This is a genomic window from Streptomyces sp. NPDC005402 (assembly GCF_040606575.1).
Lineage (GTDB): Bacteria > Actinomycetota > Actinomycetes > Streptomycetales > Streptomycetaceae > Streptomyces.
Genome location: NZ_JBEXFB010000025.1, coordinates 106,710 through 122,144, shown reverse-complemented (window position 1 = coordinate 122,144; position 15,435 = coordinate 106,710). Strand labels below are relative to the sequence as shown.

The 15,435-nt window shown below is 70.6% G+C and carries 13 protein-coding genes and 1 pseudogene; 5 read left to right on the top strand and 9 right to left on the bottom strand.

Annotation, left to right across the window (positions count from 1 at the left end; all coding sequences use genetic code 11):
* Window positions 1–471: 471 nt before the first annotated feature.
* On the bottom strand, window positions 472–1,032 hold the full coding sequence (locus ABZT02_RS36905) for a PadR family transcriptional regulator (RefSeq protein ID WP_356025640.1): 561 nt from the start codon (window positions 1,030–1,032) through the stop codon (window positions 472–474).
* Window positions 1,033–1,079: 47 nt separating this feature from the next.
* Between ABZT02_RS36905 and ABZT02_RS36900 the strand changes: the two genes are divergently transcribed.
* Window positions 1,080–1,469 carry a nuclear transport factor 2 family protein gene (locus tag ABZT02_RS36900; protein ID WP_356025637.1) on the top strand — a complete coding sequence of 130 codons (390 nt, stop codon included), beginning with the start codon at window positions 1,080–1,082 and terminating at the stop codon, window positions 1,467–1,469.
* A 186-nt stretch (window positions 1,470–1,655) separates the two neighbouring features.
* Here ABZT02_RS36900 and ABZT02_RS36895 read toward each other — a convergent pair whose 3' ends face one another.
* Both ABZT02_RS36895 and ABZT02_RS36890 read right to left on the bottom strand, forming a co-directional pair.
* Window positions 1,656–2,774, bottom strand: a complete 1,119-nt coding sequence (locus ABZT02_RS36895; protein ID WP_356025635.1) for an acyl-CoA desaturase — start codon at window positions 2,772–2,774, stop codon at window positions 1,656–1,658.
* Window positions 2,775–2,781: 7 nt separating this feature from the next.
* The gene (locus ABZT02_RS36890; RefSeq protein WP_356025632.1) at window positions 2,782–3,837 is read right to left on the bottom strand and encodes a ferredoxin reductase; all 1,056 of its coding nucleotides are present in this window, start codon (window positions 3,835–3,837) and stop codon (window positions 2,782–2,784) included.
* An 86-nt stretch (window positions 3,838–3,923) separates the two neighbouring features.
* Here ABZT02_RS36890 and ABZT02_RS36885 point away from each other — a divergent pair, with 86 nt between their 5' ends.
* Together ABZT02_RS36885 and ABZT02_RS36880 are read left to right on the top strand one after the other, a co-directional pair.
* Window positions 3,924–5,063, top strand: coding sequence for a helix-turn-helix domain-containing protein (locus ABZT02_RS36885; protein WP_356025630.1), 1,140 nt, complete (start codon window positions 3,924–3,926; stop codon window positions 5,061–5,063).
* A 338-nt stretch (window positions 5,064–5,401) separates the two neighbouring features.
* Window positions 5,402–5,638 carry a hypothetical protein gene (locus ABZT02_RS36880; RefSeq protein WP_356025628.1) on the top strand — a complete coding sequence of 79 codons (237 nt, stop codon included), beginning with the start codon at window positions 5,402–5,404 and terminating at the stop codon, window positions 5,636–5,638.
* A gap of 675 nt (window positions 5,639–6,313) precedes the next feature.
* Here the strand turns inward: ABZT02_RS36880 and ABZT02_RS36875 are convergent.
* Window positions 6,314–6,484 carry a DUF5670 family protein gene (locus ABZT02_RS36875; RefSeq protein ID WP_030933194.1) on the bottom strand — a complete coding sequence of 57 codons (171 nt, stop codon included), beginning with the start codon at window positions 6,482–6,484 and terminating at the stop codon, window positions 6,314–6,316.
* Between the two features lie 879 nt (window positions 6,485–7,363).
* Complete coding sequence (locus tag ABZT02_RS36870) at window positions 7,364–8,542, bottom strand: NAD(P)/FAD-dependent oxidoreductase (protein ID WP_356025624.1); 1,179 nt, start codon at window positions 8,540–8,542, stop codon at window positions 7,364–7,366.
* 317 nt (window positions 8,543–8,859) lie between these two features.
* Between ABZT02_RS36870 and ABZT02_RS36865 the strand changes: the two genes are divergently transcribed.
* Together ABZT02_RS36865 and ABZT02_RS36860 are read left to right on the top strand one after the other, a co-directional pair.
* Window positions 8,860–9,495 carry an ABC transporter ATP-binding protein gene (locus ABZT02_RS36865; protein ID WP_356025622.1) on the top strand — a complete coding sequence of 212 codons (636 nt, stop codon included), beginning with the start codon at window positions 8,860–8,862 and terminating at the stop codon, window positions 9,493–9,495.
* Between the two features lie 11 nt (window positions 9,496–9,506).
* A complete protein-coding gene (locus tag ABZT02_RS36860) occupies window positions 9,507–10,283 on the top strand; it encodes a hypothetical protein (protein WP_356025619.1) in 777 nt (258 codons plus the stop codon).
* A gap of 419 nt (window positions 10,284–10,702) precedes the next feature.
* Here the strand turns inward: ABZT02_RS36860 and ABZT02_RS36855 are convergent.
* The 4 genes and pseudogenes from ABZT02_RS36855 to ABZT02_RS36840 form a co-directional block, all read right to left on the bottom strand.
* A pseudogene (locus tag ABZT02_RS36855) lies at window positions 10,703–10,868 on the bottom strand (IS630 family transposase); the annotation flags it as partial.
* 169 nt (window positions 10,869–11,037) lie between these two features.
* Entirely contained in the window at window positions 11,038–12,729 is a 1,692-nt protein-coding gene (locus ABZT02_RS36850) for a class I adenylate-forming enzyme family protein (protein WP_356025616.1), read from the bottom strand.
* Entirely contained in the window at window positions 12,726–14,540 is a 1,815-nt protein-coding gene (locus ABZT02_RS36845; RefSeq protein WP_356025614.1) for a CoA transferase, read from the bottom strand. Before ABZT02_RS36845 ends, ABZT02_RS36850 begins: the two co-directional genes overlap by 4 nt.
* Window positions 14,537–15,400 carry a class I SAM-dependent methyltransferase gene (locus tag ABZT02_RS36840; RefSeq protein WP_356025611.1) on the bottom strand — a complete coding sequence of 288 codons (864 nt, stop codon included), beginning with the start codon at window positions 15,398–15,400 and terminating at the stop codon, window positions 14,537–14,539. The genes ABZT02_RS36845 and ABZT02_RS36840 overlap by 4 nt, the downstream gene beginning before the upstream one ends.
* Between the last annotated feature and the right edge of the window lie 35 nt (window positions 15,401–15,435).

Sequence of the window (15,435 nt, the reverse complement as noted above, 5' to 3'; positions counted from 1 at the left end):
GTCAACTTCGCCGGGCCGGGGAGCGTCGCCCCGGGCCGGCGAAGTTGACCCGGGTCACCGACCGGTGCCTCGCGCGCAACGCGGGGCCGCGGTTGCCCTTGCCTACTGGTGGCGCCTGGCCCGGGAGCGATGACCGAGCCGTGCGCCTCTCCGGCCGGTCCGGGCCCGAGCGCAGACTTCCTTGGCGCCTGGCCGAGGTCATGGTGCCCACCTCGCCAGCGGCGCACAAGGGTGCGCGCGAGTCCTCTCCGCTTGACGGTTGCTCAGGGAAACCGCGTTCCGCGCCCCCCACCACGGCGATGCGGAGGCGGCCTGATGTCGGCCGACAGGCACTCACCGCGGGGTTAAATCCTTGAGATCGGCCCAGCTTCGCGACGATGGCGGGCACCCGGGCGCTCTCCGTCAGAACACTGCCGGGCCGCGGGAACGGACCCGCTCGTCGCCACGCGAGTGCGGAGGTCGAGCGCGGGCTCAGCCGTGGTCGGCCCGCCGGTCGATAACCTCGAGGACGAACCCGCACCAGCGGATGTTCTCCTGTTCGAACGCGATGCCGCGTGCCAGCGTGAGATACGGGCCGACCCGGTCGGCCGTTGTAAGGAAGTCCGCCTCGGTCCGCCCGGCCAGGATGCGGTCCCGAAGCCGTTCGTACCGTTTCAGCTTGGCCTCTGCGGCTTCCTGTTTGTCCCGCACCGAGCGGCGTACGGCCTCGGCGTCCCCTGCCTCCAGCGACTGGACATGTACCAGCAGCTCGTCGCGGTAGGCGAGCGGTTTGGGCCGTCGGGCGGTGAAGCCGTGCAGCTCGGCGCGGCCGGCTTCGGTCAGCGAGAAGAGTCGTTTGTTGGGCCGCCGTTGCTGTGGGACGACGCGCGCCGACACCAAGCCCTGGGCCTCCATCTTCTCCAGCTCGCGGTAGATCTGCTGGGGCGTCGAGGTCCAGAAGTTGGCTACGGACGCGTCGAAGTACTTGGCGAGGTCGTAACCGGAAGCCTCTGTATCGAGGAGGACTGCCAAGATCGCGTTGCGGAGCGCCATGGCCCCAGCATAGGTGATCGATTATTCGTGAATTTGACTATGCACGCTTGTGGACAGCAGCTCTGATGTCGCCGTACTTACCAGTGCTCGAGGCGGTGCTGGCCGATGTCGTGCTCCGGCACGCCGGGAAGGCGTACGCCGTGGCCTTCCCCCGGGCCGCCCTCAAGGTTTTCGAGGGCTTCCACTATGTGCGCGAGATCGGTGCCCCGGACGGTCTCGACCACGTCCTGGTCGTCGAGGCCACGGTCGAGGGACTCACCCTCACCGGCTGCGACGTGCTGCAGCACGACGCAGCGGGCAAGATCACCGACTTCATGGCGCTGGTCCGCCTCCTGCGGGATGGACCTCACCGCGGCAGCCGGCAGTCTCACCACACGCATCCTGTCGATGGCCGGCGCTACGGCCCCGGCAGCGCCCAGCGCGCCTGGTGCGGGTGACATCCTCACCGTCGTCCAGCGTCAAACGACGTAGCCGACTGATCAAGGCCGGCTGATGGCCGGGTGCTTGTGGTCGAGGTCGCCTCTCCCGTACGGGGATGTCGGGGTCGCCCACCGTCCGCAACGGATGTCACCGAGACCGGCGGTGCCGCCGGTACGGACGAAGGGCTGAACCCGTACCGGGAATCAGGCCGCGACGAGCTCCTGCTCGCGGGCCGGCGTGTCGACCTTGGGCTTCTTGTTCGGCAGCGAGAGCCGGAAGACCTTGTGCCACGCGGAGAACACCTGCTTGGGCAGCGGCCCGGTGACGTAGTCCAGCTCGTACTTCTCGAACAGCGCGCGCACCTTCACCGCGACCTCGGCGTACCGGTTGCTCGGCAGGTCCGGGAACAGGTGGTGCTCGATCTGGTGCGACAGGTTGCCGGTCATGAAGTGCATTGCCTTGCTGCCGCTGATGTTCGCCGAGCCCATCATCTGGCGCAGGTACCACTGACCGCGCGTCTCGCCCTTGATCGACCGGCGCTCGAAGACCTGCACGCCCTCGGGGAAGTGCCCGCACATGATCACCGAGTGGGACCAGATGTTGCGGACCAGGTTCGCGGTGAACGTGGCGGCGAGCGTGGGGAGGAACGACGGGCCCGACAGCAGCGGGTGGATCACGTAGTCCTTGAGCACCTGCTTGCGGATCTTGCGGCCCACGGCCCTGGCCCGCGCGCGGAACTCCGGGTCCTTGCGGCGGCGCTTGTCCAGGTTCTTGCCGAGCTCCAGGTCGTACGCCGCGATGCCGTACTCGAAGAAGCAGGCGTTGATGAAGTTCCACAGCGGCTGGCCGAGGTGGATCGGGTGCCACTTCTGGTCCTCGTCGACGCGCATGATGCCGTAGCCGAGGTCGTTGTCCTTGCCGATCACGTTGGTGTACGTGTGGTGCAGCTCGTTGTGCGAGTGCTTCCACTGCTCGGCCGGCGAGACGTGATCCCAGTCCCAGGTGGTGGAGTGGATCTTCGGGTCCCGCATCCAGTCCCACTGGCCGTGCAGGACGTTGTGGCCGATCTCCATGTTGTCCATGATCTTCGCCACGGACAGACCGGCGGTGCCGATCAGCCACGCGGGCGGGAAGATCGAGAACAGCAGCACGCCCCTGCTGACCAGCTCGAGCTTGCGCTGCGCCGAGATGACCTTACGGATGTAGGCGGCGTCTTTCTCGCCGCGGCCGGCGATCACCTCGTCGCGGATCGCGTCCAGCTCGCGGCCGAGCTCCTCGATCTGCTCCGCGGTCAGATGGGCGGTGGGGTCAATGGCGGTCAAGGTGCTCCTACCGTTCGATGTCGCAGGGGCCCGCCGCGGCGGACACGCAGGTCTGGATGAGGACGCCCGGCTCGGCCTCGGTGATCTCGCCGGTACGCAGGTCGCGGACGGCGCCTGCCTTGAGCGGCGTGACGCAGCCGAAGCAGATGCCCATGCGGCACCCGGACGGCATGAGCACGCCGGCCTCTTCGCCGACGTCCAGCAACGGCGTGGCGCCGTTCGCGGCGACGGTCTTGCCGGTGGTGCTGAACGTGACCTCGCCGCCGTCACCGGCGACGACGATGCTGGGGCGGAAGCGTTCGGTGTGCAGGCGCTCCGGGACGCCGTGCTCGCTCCAGTGCTTTTCGGCGGCGTCGAGCAGGCCCGCAGGCCCGCAGGCCCAGGTCTCGCGCTCGGCCCAGTCGGGCACGAGTTCGTCGAGACGGGCGATGTCGAGCATGCCGTCGGTGTCGGTGTGCACCTCGGTGAGCTGCAGCTTCTTGTCCGCGACCAGGTCGTGCAGTTCGTTGCGGAAGATCACGTCCTGCGGCTGAGGCGCGCAGTGGACCATGACGACGTCGTTGAACTCGGTGTCGCGCAGCATGCCCATCACGGGCGTGATGCCGCTGCCGGCCGTCAGGAAGAGCACCTTGGCGGGCTTGGCCTCCGGCAGCACGAAGTCACCGGTCGCCTGGTCGAGCTGGATCAGTGTGCCCGGTGTCGCCCTGCGGACCAGGTGGTTGCTGACCTTGCCGTCCGGGATCGCCTTCACGGTGATCGTGACGCGGCCGTCTGGGCGGTTTGCCGGTGAGGTGAGCGAGTAGGCACGCCACAGGCGCACCCCGTCGACGTCGACGCCGACGCGCACGTACTGACCGGCCGTGTGGCCGCGCCAGCCCCGTCCCGGCCTGATCACGATGGTCGCGGCGTCACCCGTCTCGGGGTGCACGGCCTCGATGCGCCCGCGCAGGTCGGCGCCCGCGCGCAGCGGGCTGACCAGGTCGAGGTAGTCCGACGGCAGCAGTGGTGTCGTGACCATCTCCAGCAGTTTCCACGCCCTACTGCGGAGGGCTGCACTCGTCATGAGTCCAGCTTGCTGCGCCTCAAGGCGTAAAGTCCTGACCGCAGGACGTAAATCTGGTCGGTTGAATTGTTCGCAGGGAACAAAACATGAGCCATGCAATCCAGAGGGCCAGCGAACTGGCCCTGGACGAGAGGACGGTCACCGCACTGCGGGCCGCGCTGAGGACCACCGCCGACGAGGTCGTCCAGGCGATCATCGACGAGGTCCCTCCCTACGCCAACGCCCTTTCGGGCAGCATGGGTGGCACCATCCGCCGAGCCGTTCGCACCGCCCTCGGGCACTACCTGGACCTCGCGAGCGGGAACGCCACGGGCGGCGACGCCGGTGACGCAGCCTACGAGCTGGGCCGGGGCGAGGTGCGCGACGGCCGTTCGATGGACGCCCTGCTCAGCGCCTATCGCGTGGGCGCCCGCGTGGCCTGGCGATGTCTGGCCGCGGGTGCCGTACCCGCAGGTCTGCCCGCCGCCGAGGTCGCCAAGTTCGCCGAGCTGACCTTCGCCTACATCGACGAACTCTCCGCCGCGAGTGCCGCGGGCCATGCCGACGAACTGGCCGCCCGGGGCCGGGCTCATGAGCGCCACCTGGAACAACTGGTCCGCGACCTCCTCGCCGGCGCGAGCCCGGACGTGCTGCTCGTCTCTGCTCAACGGGCCGGGTGGCAGCCTCCGGTTTCGCTGACCGCGGTCCTGCTGCCCGCCGCCCAGGCCCGGCCTGCCTACCGCCTGCTCGACCCGAGCACCCTCGTCCTCGACGATCTGCCGGACGCCTTCGCCGTACTGCTCGTCCCCGACGCCGACCGATCACATCTCTTGAGACAGTTGACCGACCGCACCGCCGTGGTCGGCCCGGCCCGGCCATGGACTCGCGCGTCCGCCTCGTACGCACGAGCCGTACGCGCGCGCTCCCTCTCCGCTGATATCCGCGACACCGAGGACCACCTGCCCGAGCTGGTCCTGAGCGCCGACATGGACGCGTTCGCAGACCTGCGTGCCCGAGCCCTCGCACCGTTGCGGACCTTGCCGGTCACGACCGCGCAGCGGCTGGAGGAGACGTTGCGGGCCTGGCTGCTGCACCATGGCAGGCGGAACGAGGTGGCGGCGGCGTTGTTCGTCCATCCCCAGACCGTCCGGTACCGGATGTCGCAGCTGCGGGAGCTGTTTCCGGACCTCGAGTCGCCGGACCGGGTCCTTGAACTGACGCTGGCGGTGGGTCTTCGGGTCAGCTGACGTGTTCTTCGACCGTCCACGACCGCGTCCGCGAGCAGGGCGGTTGCGAGGTCGGGGTCGCGTAGAACGTCCGAGCCGAGGGTGAATTGACGTGGCAACAGGCCGAACGCGAACCCGACCCCGGCAGGGGCCTGCACAACGCCGCGTCTTCTTCATCCCGATGTTCTTCGCGATGGCTTCGGGAGATCTGGTCCGTGTGGGTGCTGTTCAGCTGGCCCGGGATGTGCCGGGGCTTCGAGCTCGCGAGTGGCGACCGCCAATCGAGGAGTAGGCGGGTGAGCTCCCTGTTGGGCACGTCGCGAGGAGCGGACCCGTCATGCACGGCTTAAAGTCTTTACGTGGCACACACCTTCGAAGAACTTGTGGAGAAGCAACGCGCCGCCGACCAGGCGCACGCGACTGTCCAGGCCCTGCGCAGCAAAGGCGACACTCCCGCCTACGAGACCGCGTGGCAGGTATGGCGTGACCTGGCCCAAGATGTGCGGGGCGCGGTCACCGTGCACGCGAAAGAGCACGGCGCGGTGCGGGCCGGTGTGGAGCTTGAGGTGAAGAAGGCGGTCCGTCACACCGAGTAACGAGCACGCAGTTGCATCCCCACCCGCACTTGGCCTCGCGGTTGGGCTGTCCGCCGCTGTGTCTACACGTCGACAGGCGGTGCTCGTCGGCGGGGTGGGTCACTCTCGTCGCTCATCACGTCGACGAACTCTCTCGTCGGGCTGCCCCGGCTCGGACTCCGTCTCGCCATTTGGCCGTCCAGAATGATCAAACCTTCTCCGGCCGTGCCTCAAACGTCTGTGTCCGTCTCCTCGTCAACGAGGATGACGCGCAGGTTGCCCGTACTCGCCGATGCCGTCCCGGAACGCACCGCGGGCAAGCGGCCCCGCTGCCCCAACAGCCTTACATCACCAGGCGGCCGGCGGACGCCAGCGCCCCACGGCTGGGAACGCTACGCCGAACTGGTCGGCCGTCGGCCGGACGGCCTGTTGCTCTTCTCTGCACCGGCACGTGGTGAGTCATCGCGTCCTGCGGTAGCAGACAGCCGTGCGGCGAGTGCGCGTGTGGGGTGTCGCGGTGGCTGGGGTCCGGTGGTTGGAGGCGCAGGTTCCGCTGCTTCACCGGGCGCCCCAGCTATGGCCGGGTTCCCGGGAGGGCGGAGTCACACCGTTTGCCCGGAGAGATGTCCTGATCCGGGACATGCCCGTGGGCCCCGGATCCATCCGGGGCCCACGGGCATGTTGCTGCTTGGTGGGTTACCAGCGATACCAGCGGCCCTTGCGGCCGCCGGTGTCCGCGGAGCGCATGACGAAGCCCAGCAGCCAGACGACCAGCACGATGACGGCGATCCACCACAGTGCCTTCAGCGCGAAACCCGCGCCGAAGAGGATCAGGGCCAGCAGAAGAACGAGAAGCAGGGGAACCATAGTTATCAACCTCCGTCGCTCCTGGTGCCCGGCGAATGCAAGAACATACGGTCGATTTCCCTGGTTTCTCCACTGCGCTTGCGGGCACTGGGCTCAGTTTCTCCACGACGTTCACAGTCGGCGAGCGAGGCGCCAGGGGGAGTGCCGGGCGAATGCGGGCCCGGCTGACCCAGCGGCCCGATTGGGCGCCGGCCCGGCCGACCCGCATGGGCCATGGGGTCCGGCCCGGCCGAGCCCGCTCTCGACGGTCCACAGATTGACGCGGCCGCCGCGTTCCAGCCGGATACCGGAGCCGGTTCGTCGCAGCGGGGGATCGTCGCGGCTGCGGTCTGCCTTCCGGCAAGACACCGACGCGACGCAGCAGCCACACGGGCGGCCCGCCGATCCGGGACGTTCGGAAGGGTGGAAACGTCGAGGATTAGATACTCGGCTTGGTCCAGAAGTCTCGTCCTCCCCGCCGCTCGCACCGCCCCCATCGGCGCGAGCGGCGGCAGGGGAGTGATCGGCATGGCCGGCGCGAGACGGTCGCACTACTGCTCGTGGGTCAGGTGACTTTGGACGACCGGCCGGCAGGTTACGTACGTCGGCCAAAGCGCCCACGGCGGCGGCGATGCCCTCGGCGCCGCCGAAGCCGACCCGGCCCTTCCCCGCCGCCATTTGGATGGTTCCGGTGCCGCGGATGCCGAGCGCGCGCACGTGCGGCCGATGTGGGCAGGTCGTCATCCTGGCCGAAACGGGCCGTCCGCGAACGTTCCCCTCGACGCCCCCGACACCGTCTGTCCCCGCTCTCGAGCACGTTGATCGCTTGGCGTGTGGCAGCGACGGCTGCCCGCCACGTCGGCTGCGGTTGTGACGGTGACGTCGCCGGTCGGTCTCCACCTACGGGCCGAAAGAAGGTGCCGACGTGGCCTCGCGGCCGATCGCGCGGGCGATGGCGCGCGCCTCGATGCCCGCCTGGCGGAGAACGCCGGTGAGGGGATTGGTGTAGCCGGTGAAGTAGAGACCCGGTGCTCGGGGATGGGTCTGTGGACCTACGGCAAGGGGTTGTCCGTCCTCGTCGACAACGCCCAGGGGGCCGACCATGTCCTGGAGGTTGGTCCGGTACCCAGTGGCGGCGATGACGGTGTCGGGCCGCAGTCGGGTGCCGTCGGCCAGCACCACGTCTGGGCCGTCGAACCCCTGGACGGCCGTGACCGGCTCGACCCGCCCGGACCGGACGGCGTCCACGAAGCCGTGGTCGAGCACGGGGTTGACCCCTTCGCGGACGTTCCGGGTGTACAGGCCCGTCCGGGGCCGTGGCAGTCCCCGTGAGGTCAGGTCGGGTACCGCGAGACGTTGCGTGAGCAGAGAGGTGCGATCGCGCCAAGCCAGCGGAAGGACTTCCGTCAGTCGGCCGACCGCATGCCATCGGGCACTTGAGCGGGGCAGGATGTTGGGTGGGGTGCGGACTGCGATCCTTACCCGTTCGGCTCCGGCTCCGGCCAGGACACTGGCGATCTCGGTACCGCTGTTACCTGCACCGACAACCAGGACGTGCTGCCCGCGGTAGGGGGCAGGGGAGCGGTAGTGGGCCGAGTGCAGCAGCGTGCCGGTGAAGGTCGTACGCCCGGGCCAGTGGGGGATGTTCGGGGCGTGGCAGCGGCCGGTGGCCACCACGACCGCCTCAGTGGGGAAGGGGCCGCCCGGGGTGTGGACCAGCCACCGGGGACTCGAGCCGGACTCGGCCTTCTCGATGCGCAGCACCGGGGTCGTCAGCCGGACGTCGAGCCGGTGGTGGGCCACGTAGCTCTCCAGGTAGCGCACATAGTCGTCCCGGCTCATCCACGGGCCGGCCTGACGCGGCACCGGCAGGCCGGGAAGTCTGGAGGTGCCGGGGGTGGTGTGCAGGCGCAGATGGTCGTATCGCTGCGCCCAACTGGCTCCTACTCGGTCCGACCTTTCCAGGATCACGGTCGGTGTGCCGGAGCGGCGCAGTAGCGCGGCGGCCGCCAGGCCGTGGGGGCCGGCCCCGATCACGATCGTGGGAGTGCTGACGTCTCGCTGTGGTGTAAGGGTCATCGCTTGCTTCAACGGCAAGTCCCGATTCACGTCACGCGCGGGCTAGAGGCCCGTGGAACGGCGATGCCACCTGTGGACCGGCACGGCGGTGGCCGCCGTTACATCGGAGGTACGGACTCGTTGACACCGGGCAGCAGGGTGCCGCCGCCTACAAGGGGGTCGGTCCGCCCAAGGCCGCAACCGTCCGGACCACACGCAGCTGAGCGTCAGGCGCCGGACGCGGCAGGAGACATGGACGTGCGCGGCCCCGGCTCTCTGCGACGGGCTCGTCCTCCGGGTCGGCCCGGCTACACCGATCCGTCTTTCGAGGGGTTCTTGTGCAGGCAGTGACGACGTGCCACCGGCCACGGCTGTGGATCAGCGGAGTGTGCAAGGGGTACGGCAGCAAACAGGTCCTGCGCGATGTGGACCTTGATGTGCCTGCCGGGACGTTGGTGGGAGTCGTCGGCGAGAACGGGGCCGGCAAGAGCACGCTGCTCCAGATCGCCGTAGGACACCTCGCACCTGATCGCGGGACGGTGACACGGACCGGGACGGTGGGGTACTGCCCGCAGCGAGCGGTACTGAACGATGCGTTCACCGTCCAACAGCATCTGCGGTTGTTCCAGATGGCCTACCGGCTGCCGGCTCTGGAACGCGCCGACGAACTGATGGAGCTGCTGGCGCTGTCCGACTGCCGTCGACAGCAGGTCGGCGAACTCAGTGGTGGAACACGGCAGAAGCTGAACCTGCTGATCGCGCTCATGCACGATCCGCAGCTGCTGGTTCTCGATGAGCCCTACCAGGGCTTCGACTGGGACACCCACCAGCGGTTCTGGGCTCTGGCCGCCGGTCTGCGTGATCAGGGCCGGTCGATCATCGTGGTTTCGCATCTGCTGCACGACCTGCATCACTTCGATGCGATCGCTCATCTGCGCCAGGGGCGTCTGTACTTCGAGGAGACCATCCGTTGAGGCTCTCCCGGATGTCATTCACCGAACTGCTGCGCTGCACTCTGCTGGGCCACCTGCGCAACCGGCTGGCGTTGGCTCTGGCCGTCGCGTTCATCCCGGTCTGGATCGCCGTGGCACGCATGTGCACCTCCGACGAAGTGGTACGCATCTGGCTCGACGCCATCAGTGCCCCCGTCTCCGCGCCGGCCAGCCAGGTGGGCCAGGTGGCCAGCGCGCTGGGCGCCATTACCATGGTCGCCGGCTTCATCACCTTCACCGAGACCTTTCAGTCCCGGCAGATGGACCGCCGTCTGCTGCTGGCCGGCTACCCCCGGCTGCCGATGCTCCTGGCCAAGCTCGCCGCCGTCACCCTCACCGCCGCCCTGCTGGCCGTCTACACGTCGGTCCTGCTGTGGATCTCCCTGCCCGTACGCCACGCCGGCCCTCTGATGTTGGCCCTTGCGGGTGCCGGCCTCGCCTACGGCGGCATCGGCCTGTTGCTCGGCTCTCTGGTCCACGGCGAGCTGGAGGGCTTCTTCCTCATCATCATGCTCAGCCTGGTCGACACCGGCCTGCAGAATCCCGTCTTCAACACCCTCATGGATGTGACAGGCGTGTCCGCGCTTCCTCTGTACGGCGTGACCCAGCTGGCGCTCAGCTCAGCACTCACGCCAAGAATCCCCTGGTCCCACGGCCTACTCTCCCTCACCTGGTCCGCAGCAACCGGCGCCCTGGCGCTGTTTGTCCTCCACACTCAGCGCCCTTCCCCCTCCCCGTTGCCGCGCAGGGCGGGGGCCCGGAAACAGTGATCACGGTGAGGGCTGGGCTTCCGCCCAGGCCCCGGTCCCGGCCCAGGATCCCTTCGGTCAACGGTGCAGGCAGACTCGTCGAGGTCAGTCATGCCGCGCTGAGTCGGCCGGCGAAAGTCGATGTCACCGACACCCAGGGTGCTTTGAAGCGCCAATTTCAGTGGGCCGGTCCCCGGTCCGGCACGTTGTCCGACTCCAGGAGCCGTCTGAGCCCGGTCGGCGTCGTACGTGGTTGCCGCTCCTCGTTCGCCTCGCCGCAGCGCACCCCGTGAGTTTTCGGGCTACCCGGGTGCACTCTTCTTGACCTCCTACGGTTCGCTGCCTCCAACAGAGCAGGGCATCCCTGGCTCCGCCTCGCTCCAGCCGACGCCAGGGCGGACGGCTACCGCTAGGACCCGGCCGGGCAGGTCGCCGGCCGGTCAAGCGGCATCGGCCAGGGGACGTCCGCTCCGACGGATGCCCTTCTCGCTGCGCACGCGAGCGTGCTCGCGGCGCTGGGCTGCAAGCACGTCGGGGTGACGGACATTCGCGTTGCGCCAAGCTCAGTCAAGCGTGCAGGGCCCGGGTCTGCACGATGTGGTTGGGGTCCGGGCATGGGAACGACACGCCTCTCGTCGCGGTCTCACGCAGCGGGATCGCCTGCGGCCTGCCGCTCGCGCCGCACTGGGGTCCGGAGGCCCTCGTACGCGCCTGGCGTTGACCGGCCGGTGTCTGCCCTCCGGGGGAGCGGCGGAGGGACGTGAGTGGCCGGTCGTCACCCGCCTTCAGACCGGTCCGGGGCGTGGTGCTGAATCGCCCGGGCGGCCAGGGTGCGGTGGCAGATCTTGCCGGTGGGGCCGAGGGGCATCTCCTCCACCACCAGGAGGAGTTCGGGGAGTTTGCGGCGGGCCAGGCCGCGGTTCAGCAGGTGGGTGGTGAGGTTGGACAGGGTGGGCGTGGGCGTGCCGGGGGCCGGGCGGACGCAGGCGCACAGGCGTTCGCCGAGGGCCGGGTCGGGTACCGGGACGCAGACCGCCTCGGCCACCGCGGGATGGCTGCCGAGTTCGCGTTCGACCTCGGCGAGGCTGATGTTGAGGCCGCCGCGGATCACGATGCGCTTGAGCCGTCCCAGGACGTGCAGCCGTCCGTGCTCGTCCAGCCGGCCGAGGTCGCCGGTGCGCACCCAGCCGTCCGACGTGCGGTAACGGGCGTCCAGTTCCGGCGCGTTGACGTAGCACATCGGTGTCATGGGGCCTCTGGCCTCGATCTGGCCGGTGTGCCCGGTGGGCAGGGGCCTGCCGTCCGGGCCGGTGACCCGGATGCGGGCGACTGTGGGGTCGGGGGTGCCGACGCTGTCGCCCGGCGGGTGGCACTCGCCCGCGGTGTGGCAGTTCACGCCGTCCGAGGAGCCGTAGACCGTCACCACCGGCCGGGTGAACCGCCTGAGGCACGCGTCAGCGGTGGCTGCGGGCAGCGCCGCGCCGCTGGAGACGACGACGCGCAGCGACGAGGTGTCCTCGTCGGGCCGGGGTGGCAGGTCGACGAGCCGGCGGAGCATCGTGGGCACCGCGAAGAGGTGGGTGGGGCGGTGCTCGGCGACCAGCCGCAGCGCGTCCTCCGCGTCGAACACCGACTGCACGATTAGAGTGCCGCCGAGGGCGGCGAGGGTGACGGGCGTGCCGAGGGAGCCGAAGGAGGAAGCCAGCGGGACGAGGACGAGGTGACGGGGCGGCACCGAGGAATTCGGGTGGAGCGCCCGGACGTAGCGGGCCCGGCCGCCGGCCAGGGCGTGATGGCTGTAGGCGACCATCTTCGGCTCGGACTCGGTACCCGAGGACACCAGGATGCGGGCGGGGCCGTACGGATCGGCCGACCGGTGCCGCCGGCCGTGCCGAGACGTGGGGAGCGGGGCGTGCAGCCCCTGGGTCCGTCCCTTGCCGGAGCCGGGTACGAACACGGTGTGAAGGTGGGGAAGGTCCCAGACGACCTGCGCCTGAGGCTCCACGGTGAGGACGGCGCCGTGGGCCCGTGAGCGGGCGAGCAGCGCCCGCAGGTCACGGTCGTCGCGGCCCGGTGGGAGAGGGAGGGCCACCCCGCCGATCGCGTACACGGCGAGTTCCGCGGCGACGGCGTCGCGTCCGTTGGGCAGCCGCAGTGCCACCACGTCCCCGGCCCCCAGGCCCGCCTGCTCGAACACGGCTGCGATGCGGCGCACCTCGGTGTCGAGGGCCGCGTAGGACAGCACACCGGCGTCGTCCACCAGCGCCTCACGGTCCGGGTGTTCCCGGACATGGGCGGTGAACAGGCTGTACAGGTCGGTGTCCGGGCACACGCCGGCCGCCACCCAGGCCCGTCGCAGGTCGCGGGGCACGAAATCGGGGAACGGGACTCCGGCGCGTGAGGTCCACACCGGTTGCTCGTTACCCGTCGTCCCCGTCGTCCCCGTCGTGGTGGGAGCGGCTGTCATGCGAACTCCCACGGTGTGTACGGACGGGCGAACCCGTCTGCCGGGCCCGGTGGCGCCACGGCTTTCCGGAAGGCGGCGTCGTGGGGCAGGTCGGACAGGTCGGTCAGTACGGAGGTCGCCGTCAGCCCCGCCTCGGCCAGCCGCACCCGCCACTCCTCGGTCGTACGACGGGCGAACCGGGCCGCGACGTCCCGCGCGGACGTGGTGTCGGAGCCGTCCAGGAGGCGGCGCACCGCCTCGGGGTGCCGCCGGGCGCGGGGGCCGAGGTACAGGTGGCCGTCCGCCGTGCGCAGCGGCCGGTCCAGTGGCGTCCAGCGGACCCGGTGCGCGGGACGGGGGACCAGGGCGCCCGCGGAGAGCAGACAGGAGTGGACCTGGCTGCCCCGGTGGGCCGTCTCACGGACCGCCAGCGCGGTCAGCACGCCCTGGGCGCACACCAGCCCGCCGAGCACGTCGGTGAGGGTCATCAGGGACGGGGCCGGGGGTTCGTCGGCCGGTCGTACCGCGGCGGCGAGTCCGCTGTGCACCTGGGCGAGGTAGTCGGTGCCCACGGGGGGCCGGTCACCGAAGGCGTCGCCGAAGCCGGATGCCCAGGCGTACACCGGAGCGGGGCTCCCGGGCATCAGGTCGGAGGCGGCCAGACCGAGACGGGAAGCTTTCCCGGGGGCCCAGTTGTGCAGGAACACGTCGGCTTCGGCGGCCAGGGCGCGGACGGTGCCGCGGCCCTCCGCGGTGGTGAGGTCGGCCTCGATGACCGGCTTACCCGCGTTGAGCGCCAGGAACCGGGCCGAGCACTCGCCCGCCAGCGGGGGGAGCCAGCGCATCGGGTCGCCGCCGGGCGGCTCGATCCGTACGACGTCGGCGCCCAGCATCCGCAGGATGTGCCCGGCGAGCGGGCCCTGCACTCTGCGGGTGGACTCCACGACCCGGATCCCGGTCAGCGGCAGGGCCGCGTCGCGGGCCGGGCGCGGGGAGGAGGGGGCCCCGACGGCGCTGTCCGCTTGCGGCCCCCGACCCGGCGCGGGATCCGGCTGCGGCCAGGGGGCCAGTTCCCAGGGCTCCAGGCGGACGGCGGGGGCCGGGTCGGAACGTACGACGAGGAGGCTGACCCCGCTGTGGTCTGCGGCGGCGCGCAGATGCGGCAGCGTGTGACGGCGTGCGGCCTGCCGCAGCGGGTCGGGGAGGGGACAGACGGCGGTGGCGAACCGCTGCTGGAAGGGCAGCCAGCCGCGGCCCGCGACAGGGGGCGGCACACCGAGCCGGGCCCAGAACTCCCGCCAGGCGTCCGGGTCGAGAGTCTCGACCTCCACCCGGACATCGTCGGACGTGACCAGGGTCGCCAGGCCGCCACCCGTCTGCGTCGCGGAGGCGGGCGGGCGTCCGGGTTCTGCCGGGCCACCGCTCCCCCCGGCCGTCGCGGCGGCGAGGTACTGGCCGACCGCCAGCAGCGCTCCCTGAGCCACCGAGGTCCGCACCTCGCACAGGTCCAGCCCGCGGGCCCGCCCGACGCGCAGGGCGGTGGCGCCCAGGGCGGCGAGTACGCCTGTCACGACCGAGGCGTAGTCGACTGCCAGCGGGGAGGGCCCGCCCGTGGCCCGGCCGTGGACGTGCATCAGCCCGCAGGCGGCCTGTACGGCACGCTCGTCCGGCAGGTCCGTTGCGACGGGGCCCGCCCACTCGATGCGCGGCTGCACCGGGTCCGGGCCGGCGCCGGCCCCCTGCGACAGGGCCTGTGCGGTGTGCCGCAGCAGACGCTCCGCGATCGTGGTGGCGACGGCCGGTCGGGCCTCGGTCCGCAGTCCCGGCGTCACGGCCGCTCCTCGGCGGGCCGACGGCCCTGTACGGAGTAGAAGACGCTGGAGGCGGCACGGAAGGACTGGTCCCGCATCAGATCCCGCACCCGGTCCAGGTCGTCGTCGGTCATGCCCTGTTCCTTGAGCCGGTCCCGGAGGTTGCGGGTGTGGTTCAGCTGGAGCCCCAGGCCGGGGTCCTGTGCGTGTCGTACGCCGATGTGGAGGTGGACGTCGAGGGCGGTCAGCCCGGCCGCCTTCATGACGGCCGGTACTTTCCGTGCCCAGCACGGGTCGCCGCCCGCGGCGCGCAGCGCCGCCGTCTTGGCCTCGAGGAACCGGACGTACAGTGCCTCGGCCCCTGCGTCCGGGGTGAGCAGAGGCGGTTCGTAGGAGGCGTCGATCTCGTCGATCTGCAGCAGGCCGCCGGGTTTGAGGGCGCGCACCAGCTTGTGCAGGACGGTGTCACGGGTGGGCACGTGCTGCAGGACCAGGCGGGCCACCACCAGGTCGTAGGCTCCCTCCGGGAGCGGGTCGCGGGTCACGTCGAGGGCAGCGACCTCAAGGCCCGGGCCGGGTACCAGGTCGCGGGGGTCGAGGTCGGTGGCGAGCACGGAGCCGCCCGGTGCGACCCGGTCCGCCAGCCAGCGCGCGATGCTCCCACCGCCGGCACCGACCTCCAGACAGCGCCAGCCCGGACCGACGCCAACGGCGGCAAGCCGGGGCAGGGTCACCGGGTCGTACGCGGCGGCCACGCAGCGGTGCTGGTCGCGGCTGTGCGCGGTGCCGTTGCCGAAGACCGCGCGGGCGCTTTCCCGGGCGTGGGACGGCTCCCGGGCGTGGGACGGCTGGGACTGGGTATCGGGAGACGGCTGGGGCACGCAGAACTCCTCTCGCCACGTGGTGGCTTGTCAGA

Bases quoted from the DNA above. Each gene is read 5' to 3' on its own strand.
- ABZT02_RS36890 (WP_356025632.1), bottom strand. From the start codon at position 3,837: ATGACGAGTGCAGCCCTCCGCAGTAGGGCGTGGAAACTGCTGGAGATG.
- ABZT02_RS36905 (WP_356025640.1), bottom strand. From the start codon at position 1,032: ATGGCGCTCCGCAACGCGATCTTGGCAGTCCTCCTCGATACAGAGGCT.
- ABZT02_RS36850 (WP_356025616.1), bottom strand. From the start codon at position 12,729: ATGACAGCCGCTCCCACCACGACGGGGACGACGGGGACGACGGGTAAC.
- ABZT02_RS36870 (WP_356025624.1), bottom strand. From the start codon at position 8,542: ATGACCCTTACACCACAGCGAGACGTCAGCACTCCCACGATCGTGATC.
- ABZT02_RS36875 (WP_030933194.1), bottom strand. From the start codon at position 6,484: ATGGTTCCCCTGCTTCTCGTTCTTCTGCTGGCCCTGATCCTCTTCGGC.
- ABZT02_RS36885 (WP_356025630.1), top strand. From the start codon at position 3,924: ATGAGCCATGCAATCCAGAGGGCCAGCGAACTGGCCCTGGACGAGAGG.
- ABZT02_RS36860 (WP_356025619.1), top strand. From the start codon at position 9,507: ATGTCATTCACCGAACTGCTGCGCTGCACTCTGCTGGGCCACCTGCGC.